This is a genomic window from Kitasatospora humi, assembly GCF_020907985.1.
In the GTDB taxonomy this organism is placed as follows: domain Bacteria; phylum Actinomycetota; class Actinomycetes; order Streptomycetales; family Streptomycetaceae; genus Kitasatospora; species Kitasatospora humi.
This window is the reverse complement of the sequence record NZ_JAJJPA010000018.1, coordinates 62,251-79,763: the sequence shown is the minus strand read 5'-3', so window position 1 is coordinate 79,763 and position 17,513 is coordinate 62,251. Positions and strand designations below refer to the sequence as shown.

The window sequence follows — 17,513 nt, the reverse complement described above, 5'->3', positions numbered from 1 at the left end:
GTGCGTGACTTTATCCCAGGTACGTCTATGATTTCACGCGGGTACGTCTCTTGAGTTTCGTGTCCGGCATGGTCCTAAATCTGGGATGCGGAGGGCGGCTGTGGTGAACTACCTGGACGTTGCGGCGACTACTCGAGTCGACCAGCGCGTGGCTGACGTGGTCATGCACTGGATGACAGAGGACTTCGGCAATGCCGGAAGCCGCACCCACGAGTTCGGTACGCGCGCGAAGAAAGCCGTCCAGCAGGCTCGCGAGCAGCTCGCATCCCAGATGGCAGCCAACCCAGAAGAGTTGATCTTCACGAGTGGTGCCACGGAGAGCAACAACATCGCGCTGCTCGGACTCGCCCCGCACGGGGAGCAGACCGGTCGGCGCCACATCATTAGCTCCGCCATCGAGCACAAGGCCGTCATCGAGCCCCTTGAACACCTGAAGACCCGCGGCTTCGACGTCGACTTCCTCACGCCAGATTCCCACGGACGAGTGAGCGTGGAGGCTGTCGCCGAGCGGCTGCGCCCCGACACTCTGCTCGTCTCGCTCATGCACGTGAACAACGAGACCGGGGCCATCCAGCCCGTTGCTGAACTCGCCCACTTGCTGAGCCAGACACCGACGTACCTGCACGTGGACGCAGCGCAGGGCTTCGGCAAGCTGCCGAAGGACCTGACGGCACCCATCGACATGATCAGCATTAGCGGCCACAAGATCGGTGCGCCGAAGGGCGTCGGGGCCCTCCTGACGCGCCGGCGCGGCTGGGAGAAGGTGCCGCTGCAGCCGCTGATGTTCGGTGGCGGTCAGGAGCGCAAGCTGCGGCCCGGGACTCTGCCGGTGCCGCTGATCATGGGCCTGGCGAAGGCGGAAGAGATCTTCCGCGCAGAGCACGCGTCCTGGCTCGCCGGGAGCCTCGCATTCCGGGAGCGGCTGCTGGAAGCCCTCTCTGCCACTCGCTTCCACGTGAACGGCGACGCCGAGCAGGGGGTGCCGCACATCCTCAACGTGTCGTTCGACGGAGTGGACGCCGAGGCCCTGATCGTTCGGCTGAAGCATGTTGCCGCCGTGGCGACGGGTTCTGCGTGCACCAGCGCCTCCTACACGCCGAGCCATGTGCTCACCGCGATGGGCTTGCCCGAGGAACAAGCGCACAACGGGCTGCGACTGTCGTGGTTCCCCTCGCAGGTTGAGGACTTTGATCCGAAGGAGATCGCTGCGGCGGTCGCGTGGCTGCAGCCGTAGACGAGGTCGGTGGCTGTCCATCAGGCCACCGGCCGGCGGATAAGACGGTGCCCGCGCAGTTCGCGCTCGCAGCGTTGGAGCTCAGCCTGCCAGCCTGTCGCTGTGCCGATCAGGTGGGGATTCGCGTAGAGACCGGCCTGCATTTCGGCCCTGCTCAACCGCCTGTACTTCGCGGCATCGGGGTCGTCGGGGGCAAGGAACTCGTGCTTGCGGTGGAGCACCGGACGATCGGGAGCATCAACGTACGAGGAGTACACGGGCTCCAAGGTTCGTAGGTCGACACTGTACGAGGAGCTCAGCTGGGGGTGGGGATCGCGGTCGAAGTCCGGGTAATCCATCCAACTCGCGGCGCGTCCCTGGTGGCACAGCTTTACGATGCTCCAGTCGGCCGGACGCCCGGCCGCGACCGCCGCGCAGTGCTCATAAAGGCGTAGCACCGTCGGTAGCCGGAGCACTGCCCGCCGATGGACGTACAGCGCGGTGCCTGTCACCTTCCCAGCCGCTGACGCTTGCATCGCTCCGAGCACGTATGCGTCGTCCCGCAGTTTGAGCAGCAAGCGATCGGCGCGGCGGCAGGCCTCCACGTACGAGGAGAAGAACGCGCGGACGTCCAGCTGGACGGACAGGGGCAGGCTGCTGAACGGCCCCCGCCCGTTGAAGAGTTCGACCGCGAGGAACAGCAGGGTGTCCAGGGTTGAACGCCTGGCACCGGCGTCCACCTTGGCTGGTTCAGCGGTACGACGCACCAGCCGCTGGAGGTCAGGAGGTTGCACATGACCGAGGATCTCGGCCATCTGCTGAGGCATCTCCTCCAGCCTCGGAAGCCGGCCTCGGCGCTCGGCGTGATCCACGACGGCAGCGATCGCGCTTGCACTGTCGTTCGAGCTGAGCCACTGCGCAGACGGCAGAATGCGGCGGGCGAGATACCCCAGCCGGGACGAGTCGTCCTTGAAGGCGTAGATGATGCCGGGCGCCGCGGCGACGCACCGCACGCCGGTGACCTCCTGCACGAAGCCGCGAAGCTCACTCGGGCTGAACAGGTGCTGGAAGGTATTCCGGCTGGTGAGTAGCCCATCTGCATACTCGTCGCCGCGGACCTTGGTCCTCTCCCAGGTCAAGCGCGTGGAGACAACCAGAAGGGAGCCAGCAAGATCCCATGCCTGCCGCAGGGTCGCGCGGCGCTCCGACGGATCCTCGATGATGTTCAGCACGTAGGTGAGCAGAACGACATCCGCTGGTTGCACCCGCCCGTCCGGTTGGTAGAACGGATCCCAGCCGACTGCCGGGACGGCCATGCCCTCGAGCCCTCGCACGTCCCCACCCCGTCCGCAGCCGTAGTCCAAGACGGTGGTGGTGGGGGTGATCTGCAGGTCGGTAACGGCCTGGCGTGCGGGGACAGACAGGGTGGTGCGCCCAATCGCTGTGAGGCGCCGTTCGCTCTGCCACACCTGACGTGCCATGTGCTGCCCCGTCGAGATCTCACGTAATTCCGACTGCGGTCTCCAACCTGTTGTACAGCCTGCCACGCTGACGCTTCACCAGGTCAGGTGGGTCCGCCTTGGTGGACTGGTGCAGAGACGGATCGGGACCTGATTGGCGCCGGTCTCGTCGAGGTGATGCCCGTTTGCTGTCGCATCCCGATCACTCAGGCCAAGCAGAGGTCGGACCACGTCGCGGTCGATGCAGCCAGGAAGGGGTGGCGAGGTCGGCGCGACCTTACGGGCCATGGCACTTAGGTTTCCCGCTCATGGCTGCCCCCCGATACATCGAGTACATGCCGCTGGACGAGATCCGGCCCGCCGAACGCAACCCCAAGGGTCACGACGACGGCGGGCTGGACGCGTCCGTTGACCGCTTCGACTTCACCGAGCCTGGCCTGCTCGATGAGCGCACTGGCCGACTGGTCGCCGGGCACGGCCGCTACGACACGCTGCAGCGGCGCCACGGTAGTGGCAAGCCAGCGCCGGAGGGCGTCGTCGTCGCCGAGGACGGCACCTGGACGGTGCCCGTCGTCCGAGGCTGGGCATCGGTGGACGACGCGCACGCCGAGGCATACCTGATCGCCTCCAACCACCTGACGACCAAGGGCGGATGGGACGGCGAAGGGCTCGCCGACATGCTGAACGGCCTGGAAGCGGTGGACCCAGACCTGTTCGCCGCCACCGGCTTCGACCACACCCAGCTGGACGCGCTCCTGAACGATGTCGGCGCCAGCAGCAGCCTGGTCGACGCGGAGCAGGACGAACCGCAGGAAGAACCCGAAGGCCAGCCTGATCAGCCCAACCGCGGGGACCTGCTCGCCCTGGCCGGCGTCACCGTCGGCGAGCCCGAGCACCAGGTCGAGCCCGGCCAGGTCTGGCAGCTCGGCGAGCACCGCCTCGTCGTGGCCGAGGTGTTCGACGGCTGGCCGCGATGGGCGCCGCTGCTGGTCGACAACTCCCTGTTCCTGCCGTACCCGACGCCGCTGGCCCCATTCGCGGACCGGGCCGAAGGCCGCCGCCTGGTGATGGTGCAGCCGGAGCGGTACCTGGCCGGGCACTTGCTCGACAAGTGGGCCCGCATCACCGGCCAGCAGCCGGTCCTGGCCGGTGAGAGCGCGTGAGCACGCCGCGCGCCACCGGCGGCGGAGCGTTCGACCGTGGTGAGCGGCCGATCTACTTCCTCGCCGGGGGCGGAGAGTACAACGCCGGGCCGCACGTGCTGACCGCCGTCAACGAGCTGATGGGGCAGGCGGAGGAGCAGCGGCTGAACGCCCTGCTGGAGGCCGGCAACCGGGTGCTGCTCGACTCGGGCATCTTCTGGCTGACCAACCGGCACAGCCGCACCCACGGGGTGACCATGGACGAGGCGCTGGCCCTCGCCCCCGAGCAGATCGACGGCTTCGCCCAACTGCGCGAGCGGTACGTGCACCTGGCCACCACCTACGGGGACCAGCTGTGGGGCTACATCGAGTTGGACCAGGGCGGCCGGGAGCACAAGCTCCGCCAGCGCGAAGCCCTCCAGGATCTGGGCCTGGCACCGATCCCGGTCTACCACCCGCTGGTGGACGGCTGGGACTACTTCGATGAGCTCGCCTCGCAGTACGACCGGATCTGCGTGGGCAACATCGTGCAGGCCCCGGGCCCGGTGCGGCTGCGGATTCTGCACACCTTGTGGGAGCGGCGGCAGAATTATCCACACCTGTGGATACACGCTCTCGGCCTGACCGCCTCCGAGGTGTGCCTTGCTGCCCCGCCGGACTCCTGCGACTCCTCGTCCTGGCTGGCCCCGCTGCGCTGGAACCACCAACGGATCGAGACGGCGATGCTGCGCAGGATCGGCTCGCTCCCGGATGGGTTCCGCTATGCCGACGGCGACCAGGGATCCTACGCGGCCGCCGCCCGGCTGTGCGCGGACGCTGCCGGCGCGCTCGGCCGCTGTTGGCAGCACTCGGCCACCCGCCTGCACGACCTGCTCGGCCAGCTCGCCCTCGGCCCCGAAGGAGCGCAGCACCGATGACCGCCCCTCAGCCCGTGCCGGAGCGCAAGCAGACCGGCGGCGGCGCCTTCGACCCGGCCGACCGTCACATCTACTTCGCCGCCGGAGACTCCGAGCACTACCCGCGGTACACGCTGCTGGCCACCAACGATCTGCTCAGTGAGGCGCAGGAGCGGCGCCTGGTCGCCCTGCTGGACGTCGGCCACCAGGTGCTCCTCGACTCCGGGATCTTCTGGCTGACCAACCAGCACAAGCGGCAGACCGGCGTCTCCATGGACGAGGCGCTGCGCCTGGCGCCTGAGCAGATCGACGGCTTCGAGGACCTGTACGACCGCTATGTCGAACTCGTCCGCCGCCACGGCGACCGGCTGTGGGGCTACATCGAACTTGACCAGGGCGGCCGGGACAACAAGATCCGCACCCGCGCCCGCCTGGAGGCCGCCGGCCTGGCACCGATCCCGGTCTACCACCCGCTGGTGGACGGCTGGGACTACTTCGATGAGCTCGCCGAGCAGTACGACCGGATCTGCTTCGGCAACGTCGTCCAAGCCCCCGCCCCTGTCCGGCTGCGGCTGCTGCACACCCTGTGGGAACGCCACCGCCGCTACCCCGACCTGTGGGTCCACGTGCTCGGACTGACCGTCAACGAATGGTGCATGGCCCTGCCGCCGGACTCCTGCGACTCCTCCACCTGGCTGGGCCCGCTGCGCTGGCCGGACGTGCGGATCGACTCCGCACTGCTGCGCAAGGTCGGCGTCATCAACCGCGGCTTCAGCTACGACCTCGACCAACCCGCCCACCCGACCCGCGGCCGCACCGCCTGCTGCCAGATGTGCGCGCAGACCGTCGAGGCCACCAACACCGTCTGGACGCTGGCCCGCACCACCCGCGAACACCTGCTCCAGCAGGGCCCCTACCCGCCCCTGAACCCGAAGGAGAACACCCCGGCATGACCACCTCGACCGCGATCGTGTGGACCGAAGTCCGCGTCCCCGGCTTCCACCACTGGCCGGCCGCGCCCGAGCACCGCTCCTACCTGCGCGCCCGCCACCGCCACCTCTTCCACCTCCAGGCCCGCATCCACGTCGACCACGACGACAGGGCCTTCGAGTTCCACGACCTGCAGGACGTGATCCGCGCCTGGTGGGGGCCTGGCGACCGCGAGTGCGGCGCCGCCTCCTGCGAACTGCTGGCCCGCTCCCTCGCCGGGCACCTGGCCGCACTCGGCCTGCGCGTCGAGCAGGTGTCGGTCAGTGAGGACGGCGAAGCCGGCGCCATCGTCCGCCCGGTGCCGGAGGCGCGGCCGTGAACCACGCTGTGACAGTCCGCCACAACTTCGAGACGGCCCACCGGCTGCCGCACCTGGCCAGCAAGTGCGAGAACCTGCACGGCCACAGCTGGAACGTCGAAGTGACGGTCGAGGCACCCGAGCTGGCGGCCGGCACCGTCGTGGAGTTCGGCGCCTTCAAGCGGGCCCTGCGCCAGTGGATCGACACCTTCCTCGACCACGGCGCCATGCTGGGCGCGACCGACCCGCTGGCACCCGTTCTCGCCGGACAGGGCAGCAAGCTGTTCCGGTTCGGCGCCACCGACCCGACCGAGCAGGAGCAGCACGCCACCGGCCTCGCCTGGCCCAGTGTCGAAGCCGTCGCCGAACTGCTCGCCCGCGTCGCCGCCGAAGCCCTGCACACCCTGCCCCGCGCCGCCGGCGCCCGGGTCGCCCAGGTCACGGTGACCGAGACCGCGGTCAACGCCGCCCACTGGAGGGCCCCGTGAACGCCGAGACGGCAGCGGTGAGCCTGCCAGTCGTGGAGACCTTCGGCCCCACCCTCCAGGGAGAAGGGCCGAGTTCCGGCGCGCTGGCCCTGTTTCTGCGCCTGGGCGCCTGCAACCTGTCCTGCCCCTGGTGCGACACCCCGTACAGCTGGGACGGCAAGCGGTTCGACCTGCGCAAGGAGATCACCCGCAGGCCAGTGGTCGAGCTGACCGAGTGGCTGGCCAGCAGCCCGCACGCCCTGGTCGTGCTGACCGGCGGCGAGCCGCTGCTGCACCAGCGCAGCGACGGCTGGCGCGCCCTGATGGCCGTCCTGCGGCACACCCTCCGCCGCGTCGAAGTGGAGACCAACGGGACCCTGGTGGCCGCCTCGGTGACCATGGCGGTGCCGGGGCTGACCTTCAACGTCTCCCCGAAGCTGGCCCACACCGGCGACCCGGAACAGCGCCGCATCGTGCCCGAGGCGCTGGAGCAGTACGCCGGCTTGGCCCGCAGCCCCTGGCGCCGGGCCCGGTTCAAGTTCGTCGCCACTGGCCCCGACGACCTGGCGGAGATCGGCGAGCTGGTCGACCGCTTCCGGATCCCGCCGCACGCGGTGTGGGTGATGCCCGAAGGCACCACCCCGGAGCGCACCATCGAGGTCGCCCGCACTCTGGCTGACGCGGTGATCGACCGCCACTGGAACCTGACGATGCGGCAGCATGTGCTGCTGTGGCCTGGAGAACGCAACCGATGACCACCAAAACCGTACCGGCCGCCGTCGACCTGGCCCTGGCCGCCACCCACGCCTCCGGCCTGCTGGCCGCGCTCGGCATCCCGTGCGACAGCCCGTCCACCGCGGACACCCCGCGGCGGCTGGCGAAGGCGCTGGCCGAGCTGACCGCCGGCGTGCATACGGACCCGACGCGGCACCTGGCCGTCACCTTCCCGCCCGAGGCCGACCGGCCCGGGTTGATCGCCGCGGTGGACGTGCCGATCACCGCCCTGTGCGAGCACCACGTGCTGCCGTTCACCGGCAGGGCGACCGTCGCTTACCTGCCCAAGCCCGGTGCCCGCATCGTCGGCCTGTCCAAGCTCGCCCGGCTCGCGCAGGAGTACGCGGCCCGACCGCAGGTCCAGGAACGGCTCGGCCGCCAGGTCGTCGACGCTCTCACCACGCACATGGACGTGGACGGCGCGGCTTGCCTGATCCGCTCCCAGCACGCCTGTATGGCCCTGCGCGGAGCCCGTGCCCACGGGGCTGCGATGGTCACCACCCACCTGGCGGGGCTGCTGGACACCGACCCGGTAGCCCGCTCCGAGGTGCTCACGCTGCTACCCGCATCCTCCTGAAACCGCAGAGGAGTTGTGCCCTTCCCGGCCGACGGCGCGGGAGGATGGCAGTGCCAGGCCGGGGCCGCGAACCCCGGCCGCCGACACACCAAGGAGACGCCCACCATGATGTTCGCCCTGCCCGCAGACCTGCCCGAGGAGGCCCAGCGCGTCGCCCAGCTGCGCACTTACCTGGCCCAGCTGCCCAACCGGGCACCGGTCGTCGCCGACGTCGACTCACCGGAGGACGGTGGCCCGCGCCGGATCGCCATCGGCTGGCCCGTGCAGGCCACTATCCGAGACCACACCGGGCGGCGCGTGCCGGTCATCGCTCTGCCGCAGGAGGACGGCCCGGAAGCAGCCGTAGACGTCGCCCTCCTGCGCAGCCACCTCGCTGGTCTGCCCGACAGCGCGCTCGTGGTCGCCATCTGGGAAACCCCGGACGGCCCTCGCCAAACCACTCTCGGCCAGCCTGAGGCGGTCACTGCCCCGGACGAGCACAGCGGAGCGCCGAGGACTGTGGCGGCGCTGCCTCAGGTGCTCAGCGCTGTCACGGGGTACGCGTACGACGAGATCGTGGACAACCTCGGCTGGGAGTGACGGCCTCTCCGGTGCCCTGGGCTGCTCCAGTCCAGGGCACCGTCATGAGCGCTGCCGGTGACCGAGTGCACCGGCGCTAGGGTGAAGCCGTGCCGATGGCTGCTCCCTGTGTATTCAGAGATGCCTCCGCGAGGTCCAGGCGCCGCATGAGGAAGCTCGCCAGGACCAGCATTTCTTGAGCCTCGTCCGGATCATCCGGGTGGTGGGGGCCGTGGGCGCGGGGGTTGCGCAGTGCCGTCATCGCCCCCTTGAACAGGTCCCTCATTCCCGCCTGTTCACTCGGTAGCGAGCCTCCGACCGAGCGGGTGACTGTGAGTCGGGGTGCAATGGAGCCGAGAACGAAGCCCATCAGGTCCTCGCCGATCTTGGATGAGCCCGAAAGGGTCTGCACCCTGTACTCGACTGCTTTGAGGGCATGCAGAACTGCGTCGAGGCACAGGCCTTTCCTGAAGCGGTCGGCGGATGCCTCGGCGATCAGCGGATGCAGGGTGCAGCTCAGGGTGAGCTGCTCGGCGGGGGCCGCCGTCGTGATGTCGACCGTCGAGGCTGGTGGCTGGTACAAGTCCCGGCCGAGGAGATCGGCTACGTTCAGATTCATCACCGTGCCGTCTACACCCACCACACATCCGAGGGCTCTCTTCTCCTTGCGCTTCAGAGCGACCGAGCGGTCCCACCACTCCTGAATGTCGCCTACGTCACGGAACGCCTGGATACGGTGGTCAACAGTGATCCGCCAGGCGTGCTCGTTCTCCTGCCGCATGATGGTCTTGAAGCCTGGCTGCGTCCCGTGAAGCAGCACGCCGGCCTGGTACACGGCACTGCGCAGCGCGGCCTCCACCAGCTTGAACGACTTCTTGGCGTGAGAGCGTTCCTCGTCGTCTCCAAGCGCAACGGAGAACGCCTCCACGAACCCTTCGACCTCCGCCCGATGACTCGCCATGTGGTCGAACTTCTCGCTGTAGAAGCCCTCGCTGGTGATTGCCGGGCGTTCGCTGGCGCTGGCCGGCCACTCCGCTTCGACTTTGCAGGCGTACCACAGGAGATCGAAGATCAGTTCCTCCACGACGCCGGACCAGTCGCAATAGCGCATGCCGACGAGAGTTAGCTGGAGTTCAGTCCCAGGATCGGGCAGCGGGTGTCCGAACGCACTCGCTCCCTTGACGAGGTCTTCCGACAGCTCCCCCAGGGCGGCTTCGACGTCTCCATCCTCACGGCGCAGTAGCCGATAGACCGTGCCGAAGTCGGGCCATCGCGAGGTCCGCAGGAACTCGCGGAAGATCACCTGAAGCATCTGCTCGCCCGACTCGCCACCCGGTGTTGGCATCTTGACTCGCTGGTCCTCAAGCATGGTGCTCCCCACCCGTACTGCCTGTCCTGGTTCGGCAGGCTATCCGCTGGCCGGCGGCTCTGCATGGGTAATCGGGGCCGTCGGAGACTTGGGGCTCGGCGCCTCTTCGCGGTGGGCTCGGGGCGCCACTGAGCTGCTGGTGGTCGTACGGTCCCCGCTGTGGAATCCCGTCGCCCTGGCCGCCGCTCTGCCCTCCAGCCGGAGGTGGAGAAGCGGCTGCTCGACGCTGTGCGGGCGGGGGTGCCGCTCGGGGACGCGGCGGCGATGGCCGGCGTGCACGCGTCCACGGTCTACCGCTGGCTGGAGCGCGGGGAGCAGGAGCAGCAGCGGCTGGAGTCGGGGGAGCGAGCCCGGTCAGGTGAGCGGATGTTCCGCGAGTTCCGCGACAGGTTCATGCGCGCGCGGAGCGAGGGCAAGGCGCAGTTGGTGCTGCTGGTGCGCAAGGCGGCGCAGGGCGGGCATGTGGTGCGCGAGCGGACCCGGACGGTGCGGGACGCGGAGACGGGCGAGCTGGTGGTGCAGACGGAGCGGGACTTCGCGCAGCCGGACTGGCGGGCCGCGCAGTTCCTGCTCGCCTGCGTGGCGCCGGAGACGTTCGGGCGGGCGGCGCAGGCTCGCATCGAGCTGACGGCGGCGGGCCCTGGGGAAACGGCGCCGGTGCTGGCGCCGCCGGAGCAGATCGGCCGGCTCGCGGCGCGGCTGGCCGACATCCGGGCGCAGTTCGCGGCGGAGGAGCAGCAGGGCGCGGTGATCGACGCGGAAGTGGTCGATACCCAAGAGGTCTGATCGTCCAACTTACTTATGGATTACGCCTGTTGTCCTGATATCTGCGCCTTGGCGAGTGTGGCGGCATGCCGGACCGCAGGGGCCCGGCTGCCGGGAGGGCATCGATGGCCAGCAGGGACGTGCAGATCGGGAGGGCAGCGGCCGAGGTCGCTGAGCGGATGGTGCGGGAGGCGCAGACCTCGAACGCGTTGCTGCAGCGGATCGGGCTCGGCCACCTGCCGCAGGAAGCGATCGAGGGCGGCGCGTCCATCGCGGTGGGGGACGCGGGCCTGACCGTGCAGGAGATCCGAGCCAGCACCACGATGGCGGCGACCTGGCGGCTGTGGGGCCGGGGCAAGACGGTTCTCGCGGTGCACCCGGAGATGGGCGCGGAGCTGCGCACCTACAAGGTGGGCAAGATGGATGGCGGTGTGTTCCGCCGGCTGCGCCACCCGGACCCGCTGATCGTGCTGGCCGAGCCGTGGCCGTGCGCGCTGAGCGACGGTTCACCAGGGCGCCTGCTGGGGCTGTTCGCCATCGGGCGGGTGAGGAACAGCACGTTGCTCTGCTCCACGTCGGACAAGCGGATGGGCACCATCGCCGTGATGGCCGTGGCCGAGGTCCTGGAGGATCCGGACGGCCTGCCGATGCTGGAGTTCATCCACTGCAGCATTCCGGCGGAGCCCGGGGACCGCTTCACGGCGTACGACCTCGCTGCCCGCATCGCCCGCAAGGCGGGGCGGGAGGATCCGACGCCCGGTCAGCAGGGCCTGCTGGAGGACGTACTGCGGTTGGTGTCCTACGTGTGCTCCTCGAAGGCCGACATCGAGCTCGCGGCTCCGAGCAGCGGCAAGAGCGCCAAGCGCGGTCCGCGTGCATGGAACAAGCCGGAGTCGTTCCTGCGGGTTGGCTGGCGGCTGGGGCCCAGGCTGCGCCTGGCGCGGATCCGGGCTCAGGAGGCGGGCCGCCGGGCGCGCGCCTCGGCGGGCTCCGGTACGGGGGCGAGCGGGTGGCGGCAGTACCCCCACCAGCGCGGCGGCCACCTGAAGACGGTGTGGAAGGGGCCGGGGCGCGCGATCGAGGACGTGGCGCTGGTCGAGCCGTACTGGGTCTCGCAGGACCTGCTCGATGGGGACGGGCACGCGCCGGAGGGCGTGGTGCGGCCGGTGCGCTGAGCGGCTGTTGTCCGGCCGTGGCGCAGGCCAGGAGGCTGGCGGAGGCCGTCCGGGCCGGGCCCAACCGGGGATGGGCCCGGCCCGGACGGCCTTCTGGTTGCCGGCGCCCCGCCGCGAACGGGGCGCGAGGAGGGAGGGTTATGGAAACCAACAGCGAGCAGGCACTGCCGGCCGGGCTGGCGGAGCGGCCGGTGGATCCGCGACGCAAGCTGCCGATCCCGGCCGTCAACGAACGCGAGGACGGCACCGCGGACTTCCTAGTGATCAACGGCCGCCGGGCGCTGGAGCTGGCGTCTCGGCGGCAGTGCGGGGTGTGCGCGAAGCCGATGGGGGAGCGGGTGGCGTTCATCGGCGGTCCGAACTCGGCGGCCTCAGGGGCGTTTAGCGACCCGCCGATGCACGTGGACTGCGCCGAGGCCGCGCTGCGGCTGTGCCCGCACATCGCCCGCCAGCATGCCAGGAGGGCCGGTGAGGGGCGCACCGATCCGGGTGCGACGGTGCCGGATGGCTTCATGGGCGACAAGCCGTCGGAGTGGGTGCTGGTGGAGACGCAGGGGTATGCCATGGTGCTCGCCCCAGCAGCGGGCGGCGGCCGAGTCCCTGTGTTCCTCGCGACCACCTACGAGGCGGTGCGCCGATTCGGCTACGTGGAAGGCGTGTTGGTCGAGCAGGAGGGCCAGGCTACGGCGCGACCTTAGGGGCGGGTGCGGCTTACCGTCCGGGCGTGCCGTCTGCCGGGAGGAAGCCGCAGTGATCTGTGACCGAACGCCAGCGCGCGGCGGGCGAGCCAGGAGCTCGGCCGCCGCGCGCTCGCACGTGCGGGGGCCTGCCACAGCGTGCCAAGTCGATTGCGGAGTAGCTCCTTTGGGCACGGTGAGCGCCCAGTTCAGAGCTGAAAATTACCGTCATCTTATTAGTTGACCTAGGTCTGTTTTGTGCGAGGCTGGTCCTGCCAGCCGGGGAAAGCGAACCCCGGCCCGCAGACCAAGGAGACAGCCACTCATGAGCGACACCACCGAGAACCGCAGCACCGAGAGCGGCAAGCCCACCGGCCCGGCCGCCAAGCGCCTCGACAGGCGCACCGTGCTGGCCCTCGGACTGGCCGCCGCCGGATTCCTCGCCGGAACCGCCGTCACCCACCGCCCGGCCCACAACCCCAGCGCCCAGAACGCCCCGCTGGCCCCGGCCGCCACCCTCAGCCCCATCCAGCTTCCGTCCCTCCCGGCGCAGCCGACGCTGTCGGCCGTACCCACCCCCGTCCAGCCCACTCCGGCCGCCGCACCGGTCGGAGTCGCGGCCCCGGCCGCGCCCCTCGCCCCGGCTCCGGGACTGACCCCCTCGCCGCTGGCCGCCCCGACCGTCCCCGAAGCCAGCCCCGCGCCGGTGGTCACCGTCACCGTCACCCACCTGATCGCGCAGCCCGCACCCACCACCCCCGAGGCGACCTCCAGCGCGGGCAACCCGCCGCTTGGCTGCCAGCCCGCACCGACCACCATCACCCCGGCGCCGACCCCGACGGCCACCACGAGCCCGGTGCCCACGCCGACGGCCACCGCCTCCACCCTCCAGCCGAACCCGACCGACCTGCCGCCCCTGCTGTCCGGAATCCCGGCGCCCGGCCGCTGAGCCACCCGCTGGTGTGGCCCCGCCCTGGCGGGGCCACACCAGCCCGACCCGACAAGGAATCGCCCGCCATGCGCAGCCCCGCCCTTCTCGTCAGCTCCCTGCTCGCCGGACTGGCCCTCGGAACCATCAGCGGCGCCGCCACGGCGGGCACCGCCCCCACACCCCCGGCCAGCGTCGTCCCTGCCCTCCAGCCCAACTGCCCGCCGGGCACCGTCCCCAGCGCGCCCGCCAAGCACCCGAGCGTCAGCCCCGCGCCCGCCCCGCGCCTTCAGGCGTAGGCCCCACAACTCCGGTCCGGGCTCCGTGCCGCCTCCCGGCGCCCGGCGCCCGGACCGGACCACCCACCACCTACCGAGGAGAGCAAACAGCCGATGAACAAGAACCAGCTGATCGACCGACTCGCCCCCACCCTCGGCGGCCGGCGCGCAGCCAGCGCCGCCGTCGACGCGGTCCTCGACACCATCGTGCGCACCGTCGTCGCCGGAGGAAGCGTGTCGATCACCGGATTCGGCGCCTTTGAACCCGTCCAGCGCCGCACCCGCCAGGCCCGCAACCCGCAGACCGGTACCCGCGTCCAGGTGCCCGACCGCACCGTGCCGCGCTTCCGCGCCCACCAGGGCTTCAAGGACCTGGTCGACGGGACCCGCGCGCTGCCGCACGGCGCCAGCGCGATCCGCAAGGCACCCAAGGGCACCTACACCCAGCCGGGCCGGTCCGCATGAACCTGCTGGGCTTCAACGAACTGGCCGCTGGCCTGAACACCGTGCCCGCGCGGGCCGCACTGGTCGGGTGAACGGCACCATGACCACTACCCTGATTGGCCGCGTCACCCGCGACCCCAAGCTGCACCGGCTGCCCGACTCCGTCGTGGACAAGGTCACCTTCACCCTGGAGCAGCGTCCCCCGCTCGCCACCAAGGGGCGCAGCCGCAAGGCCAGCGAACCGCTGTTCATCCGCTGTGTCGCCTGGCGGGGACTGGCCCGCACGATCGCCGCCACTCTTGCCCACGACAGCCGCGTGGTTGTCGTCGGCGACCTGGTCCAGCACCAGATCTGCGCGGAGGGACAGCCGCCCCGGCAGATGATCGAGCTGGAGGTCACCGCGATCGGCCAGCTGCTGCGCCCTGAGCCGCCCGGAGCCTGCGCCCCGGCCGCCGAGCAGCCGTGACCACCCCGGTGGGGTCGGCGCTGCTCGCCCCGCCCGCGCGCGGCCTGATACACATAAGGTCACGCCAGCCGGCCCGAAGCGCCGGACCCGCAACACCGAGGAGCACGATGGCCGCCAGGAAGCCGAGCGCCAAGCTGGCGGCTGCCGCGAACGCGCTGAGCGAGGCGCTGGCGGAGATCGAGGCGGCGGGCCTTTCTCCGGCCGAGGTGCTGTCCGCCCTGCGCGAGCCCCTGGCTGTCGTGGACGTGGCGGCGACGAAGATGCGCGAGATGCGGCGCGAGGCCGTAGTCGGCCTGTACCCGGACCGCACCTACCAGGTTTACGAGATCGCCACCTTGGCCAACCTCGAGCCAGCCCTCATCAGCCGCTACGCCAAGGAGGCGGGGCTGGAGCTGCGCAACCGCCGCCTGAAGGACGCACCCGGGACCCCGTAGCCCCGCTCGGCGCAGACCGCCGAAACCGCGGAAGGGGCGGCCCTGACCACCACGGTCGGGGCCGCCCCTTCGCCTTACGCGGGTGGGCCGCTGCCGACGGCCGATCAGGAGGCAGGCGGGAAGGGAAATTCGCTGCTCGAAGGGTGTGCCCAAGCAGTGCGACCTGAGAATAGACTCAAGTCAAGAAAGCGGACGGAAGTCCTAAAGGTTGCCAGTCCGGGCCGCGAACCCGGACCACCGACACGAGGAGCAAACCCATGCGCGACAGTGCCGTCATCACCGGCCGGGCCACCGACGGGGCGATCGACACCACCACCGGCGAGGCCGCCTTCTACTCCCACCGCGTGCCCGCCTGGCACGGCCTCGGCACCGTCACCGACGAGGCCAAGACCAGCGAGGAGGTACTGCACCTGGCCAAGCTCGACTGGGAGGTCGAGAAGCTGCCGATCCTGCCGATGCGCGGCGGCAAGCTGGGCAAGAAGATCCCCGGCCGCTTCGGCACCTTCCGCTCCGACACCGGCGACTGGGTCGGCGGCCTGGTCGGCAAGACCTGGACCCCCATCCAGAACCGCGATGCCTTCGCGTTCCTGGACGAACTGGTCGGCGGCGGCCACGTCACCTACGAGACCGCCGGAGCGCTCGACGGGGGCCGCGTCGTCTTCATGTCCACCATGTCCCCCAGCATCACCCTCGACCCCGAGGGCGCAGCCGACCAGATCAACCTGTACACGCTCTTCGCCAACAGCCACGACGGCCGCTCGGCCGCCGTCGCGGTCGAGACCCCGATTCGGGCCGTGTGCACCAACACCCTCGACCTCGCGGTCGCCGAGGCTCACCGGGTCTGGAAGATCCGCCACACCGCCGACGCCCTCTCCCGGCTGGAGGAGGCCCGACGCACCCTCGGCTTCACCGAGCGCTACGCCGCCGCCTTCGAGCGCGAGGCCACCGAGCTACTCCAGACCCCGATGACCAACCAGGAGTTCGACCAGCTGATCACACAGCTGTGGAAGACCCCGGGCGAGGGCGCCCGCAAGAACCTGGTCGCGGCCCACGAGGAACGGCGCGACCGCCTGCACTTCCTGTTCCGTGAGGCCGCCACTCAGGAGAACATCCGGGGCAGCCGCTGGGCCGCCCTGCAGGCCGTCATCGAGTTCGACGACTACTTCCGCACCGTCAAGGTGCCCGAGGCCCTGACCGAGCAGGAGCACCGCGCCAACCTCGCGATGACCACCCTGCTGCACGACCAGAAGAACCCGGTCAAGGACCTCGCCAAGTCCCTGCTGCTGGCGGCCTGACCCACCCGGCGGCGGGCACGCCCCGCCGCCCACCAGCCACCTGCCGCGCCGCCCCGTCCGGGCGGCGCGGCCCCGACCCACACCCACGGGAGACCAGCCGTGCCCACCAACCGACCCACCCCCGCCGACCTCGCCGCCCTCCTGCCCGACCTGTTCGAGACCGCCCCGCAGCAGGGCAGGGTGGTCGTCGTCGGCCTGACCGAGCACCACCGGCCCGGCGCCGTCGTGCGCTCCACCGTGCCGACCGCCCTGGAGGCCTGGCCGGTGTTCGCCGAGCAGATGGTCGACCACATGGACTACATGCACCGGCGTAACAGCGAACCCGCTCTCGGTGCAGCCCTGTTCATCCACCCCGCACCGGACGGCGCGGGCGAGACAGCCGACCGGGACCGCCATGCGCTGCTCGCCCGCCACCTCGCCGGCGCCTGCCGGCGACGGGGCATCGACGTCGTGAGCAGCCTGCACTGGAGCGGCAACTCCTGGCAGGAGACAACCGAAGACGACGACGCGGCGGCGGGCTCCCAGGCAAACGCCGGGCCCGGCGGCGAGGGCGGCAGCGAGCAGCAGGTCCTGGCGCGGCTGACAGGCCCGACCAGCGGGGACCGAGCCGACCAGCTGATCGACGCCATGGGGGCAGCCACCGACAAGCTGGACCAGGAACTCGCGGACCGCACCGAGCAGCAGGTCACCGAGCGCATGATCACGCTGCTCGACCGCACCATGGCGGAGCTGGTTGCCCACCCCGAGATCGACCAGGTCAGCGACGACCTCGCCGCCCAACTGGCCGTCGCCGTCCTCCACGGCGACGTGTTGGACGCGGCGACCGGCTACGTCGAGCCGGCCGAGCTGCGCCGCGCGGAAGAGCTGTGGGCCCAGCTCGCCCGCGCCTGCGTCGGGCCGTTCGAGGAGTTCGCCGCCGCACCACTGATGCTGTTCGCCCACGCCCGCTGGATGGACGGGGACCTTGAGACGGCCCGCACCGCCCTGCTGCGCGCCAAGCTGCTGCGACCCGACCACGAGCCGATCCAGATGATGCTGTCCATCATGGCGATGCAGACGCTCGTCGGACTTCCCGAAGGCGGCCAGGCGATCGTCCACAGCTTCCGTGAGCAGCAGCGCGCCGCCCGCGCCGCCCGCAGGGCGGCCAGCTCCGAGTGACGGCAGTCCGGGGCGGGCGGGTCTGGCCCCGCCCGCCCCGGGCAGTCACAGGCAGGCTGCAGCCGGCCTGCACGCAGCGACAACGCCGATGCGCCAGGCCATTTGGTGCGCCGTAGGTGTGCCCAGGGCCCCGAGGCTGAAAGTAGACT

General features: G+C 70.6%; 20 protein-coding genes and 1 pseudogene. 19 read left to right on the top strand and 2 right to left on the bottom strand.

Annotated elements, in window-relative coordinates; all coding sequences use genetic code 11:
• Positions 1 to 100: 100 nt before the first annotated feature.
• Complete coding sequence (dndA, locus tag LN042_RS18875; protein WP_230052433.1) at positions 101 to 1,234, top strand: cysteine desulfurase DndA; 1,134 nt, start codon at positions 101 to 103, stop codon at positions 1,232 to 1,234.
• A gap of 20 nt (positions 1,235 to 1,254) precedes the next feature.
• On the opposite strand, the gene LN042_RS18870 is transcribed toward dndA, so the two are convergent.
• Entirely contained in the window at positions 1,255 to 2,694 is a 1,440-nt protein-coding gene (locus tag LN042_RS18870) for a DNA phosphorothioation-associated putative methyltransferase (protein WP_230052432.1), read from the bottom strand.
• Between the two features lie 287 nt (positions 2,695 to 2,981).
• Here LN042_RS18870 and LN042_RS18865 point away from each other — a divergent pair, with 287 nt between their 5' ends.
• Genes LN042_RS18865 through LN042_RS18830 form a run of 8 tightly spaced genes read left to right on the top strand, consistent with a single transcriptional unit; the run spans position 2,982 to position 8,396 of the window.
• Complete coding sequence (locus tag LN042_RS18865; RefSeq protein ID WP_230052431.1) at positions 2,982 to 3,836, top strand: ParB N-terminal domain-containing protein; 855 nt, start codon at positions 2,982 to 2,984, stop codon at positions 3,834 to 3,836.
• Positions 3,833 to 4,732 (top strand): hypothetical protein, encoded by a 900-nt coding sequence (locus tag LN042_RS18860; protein WP_230052430.1) that lies wholly within the window; start codon positions 3,833 to 3,835, stop codon positions 4,730 to 4,732. The genes LN042_RS18865 and LN042_RS18860 overlap by 4 nt, the downstream gene beginning before the upstream one ends.
• Entirely contained in the window at positions 4,729 to 5,664 is a 936-nt protein-coding gene (locus tag LN042_RS18855) for a hypothetical protein (RefSeq protein WP_230052429.1), read from the top strand. Before LN042_RS18860 ends, LN042_RS18855 begins: the two co-directional genes overlap by 4 nt.
• Positions 5,661 to 6,020 carry a hypothetical protein gene (locus tag LN042_RS18850; protein ID WP_230052428.1) on the top strand — a complete coding sequence of 120 codons (360 nt, stop codon included), beginning with the start codon at positions 5,661 to 5,663 and terminating at the stop codon, positions 6,018 to 6,020. The genes LN042_RS18855 and LN042_RS18850 overlap by 4 nt, the downstream gene beginning before the upstream one ends.
• Positions 6,017 to 6,487: a 6-pyruvoyl trahydropterin synthase family protein gene (locus LN042_RS18845; protein WP_230052427.1), complete on the top strand. Its 471-nt coding sequence runs from the start codon at positions 6,017 to 6,019 to the stop codon at positions 6,485 to 6,487. The genes LN042_RS18850 and LN042_RS18845 overlap by 4 nt, the downstream gene beginning before the upstream one ends.
• A complete protein-coding gene (locus LN042_RS18840; protein WP_230052426.1) occupies positions 6,484 to 7,221 on the top strand; it encodes a 7-carboxy-7-deazaguanine synthase QueE in 738 nt (245 codons plus the stop codon). The genes LN042_RS18845 and LN042_RS18840 overlap by 4 nt, the downstream gene beginning before the upstream one ends.
• Positions 7,218 to 7,817: a GTP cyclohydrolase I gene (folE, locus tag LN042_RS18835; RefSeq protein WP_230052425.1), complete on the top strand. Its 600-nt coding sequence runs from the start codon at positions 7,218 to 7,220 to the stop codon at positions 7,815 to 7,817. Before LN042_RS18840 ends, folE begins: the two co-directional genes overlap by 4 nt.
• Positions 7,818 to 7,832: 15 nt before the next feature.
• Positions 7,833 to 8,396: a hypothetical protein gene (locus LN042_RS18830; RefSeq protein ID WP_230052424.1), complete on the top strand. Its 564-nt coding sequence runs from the start codon at positions 7,833 to 7,835 to the stop codon at positions 8,394 to 8,396.
• 76 nt (positions 8,397 to 8,472) lie between these two features.
• On the opposite strand, the gene LN042_RS18825 is transcribed toward LN042_RS18830, so the two are convergent.
• Positions 8,473 to 9,744, bottom strand: coding sequence for a TIGR02391 family protein (locus tag LN042_RS18825; RefSeq protein ID WP_230052423.1), 1,272 nt, complete (start codon positions 9,742 to 9,744; stop codon positions 8,473 to 8,475).
• Between the two features lie 159 nt (positions 9,745 to 9,903).
• Between LN042_RS18825 and LN042_RS18820 the strand changes: the two genes are divergently transcribed.
• The 10 genes and pseudogenes from LN042_RS18820 to LN042_RS18775 all read left to right on the top strand — a co-directional run bounded on the left by LN042_RS18820 (position 9,904) and on the right by LN042_RS18775 (position 17,364).
• The gene (locus LN042_RS18820; RefSeq protein WP_230052422.1) at positions 9,904 to 10,530 is read left to right on the top strand and encodes a hypothetical protein; all 627 of its coding nucleotides are present in this window, start codon (positions 9,904 to 9,906) and stop codon (positions 10,528 to 10,530) included.
• A gap of 104 nt (positions 10,531 to 10,634) precedes the next feature.
• Positions 10,635 to 11,684, top strand: a complete 1,050-nt coding sequence (locus LN042_RS18815) for an AcrVA2 family anti-CRISPR protein (protein WP_230052421.1) — start codon at positions 10,635 to 10,637, stop codon at positions 11,682 to 11,684.
• A 140-nt stretch (positions 11,685 to 11,824) separates the two neighbouring features.
• Positions 11,825 to 12,382 carry a hypothetical protein gene (locus tag LN042_RS18810; RefSeq protein WP_230052420.1) on the top strand — a complete coding sequence of 186 codons (558 nt, stop codon included), beginning with the start codon at positions 11,825 to 11,827 and terminating at the stop codon, positions 12,380 to 12,382.
• Positions 12,383 to 12,686: 304 nt separating this feature from the next.
• Positions 12,687 to 13,310, top strand: a complete 624-nt coding sequence (locus LN042_RS18805) for a hypothetical protein (protein ID WP_230052419.1) — start codon at positions 12,687 to 12,689, stop codon at positions 13,308 to 13,310.
• 68 nt (positions 13,311 to 13,378) lie between these two features.
• Positions 13,379 to 13,588 (top strand): superantigen-like protein SSL4, encoded by a 210-nt coding sequence (locus LN042_RS18800; RefSeq protein ID WP_230052418.1) that lies wholly within the window; start codon positions 13,379 to 13,381, stop codon positions 13,586 to 13,588.
• A gap of 93 nt (positions 13,589 to 13,681) precedes the next feature.
• A pseudogene (locus LN042_RS18795) lies at positions 13,682 to 14,017 on the top strand (HU family DNA-binding protein); the annotation flags it as partial.
• Positions 14,018 to 14,111: 94 nt separating this feature from the next.
• Positions 14,112 to 14,477: a single-stranded DNA-binding protein gene (locus tag LN042_RS18790; protein WP_230052417.1), complete on the top strand. Its 366-nt coding sequence runs from the start codon at positions 14,112 to 14,114 to the stop codon at positions 14,475 to 14,477.
• A 107-nt stretch (positions 14,478 to 14,584) separates the two neighbouring features.
• Positions 14,585 to 14,911 carry a hypothetical protein gene (locus tag LN042_RS18785; RefSeq protein ID WP_230052416.1) on the top strand — a complete coding sequence of 109 codons (327 nt, stop codon included), beginning with the start codon at positions 14,585 to 14,587 and terminating at the stop codon, positions 14,909 to 14,911.
• A 257-nt stretch (positions 14,912 to 15,168) separates the two neighbouring features.
• A complete protein-coding gene (locus tag LN042_RS18780; RefSeq protein WP_230052415.1) occupies positions 15,169 to 16,206 on the top strand; it encodes a DUF932 domain-containing protein in 1,038 nt (345 codons plus the stop codon).
• Positions 16,207 to 16,305: 99 nt separating this feature from the next.
• Positions 16,306 to 17,364, top strand: coding sequence for a DUF4192 family protein (locus LN042_RS18775; RefSeq protein ID WP_230052414.1), 1,059 nt, complete (start codon positions 16,306 to 16,308; stop codon positions 17,362 to 17,364).
• The last annotated feature ends 149 nt before the right edge of the window (positions 17,365 to 17,513 follow it).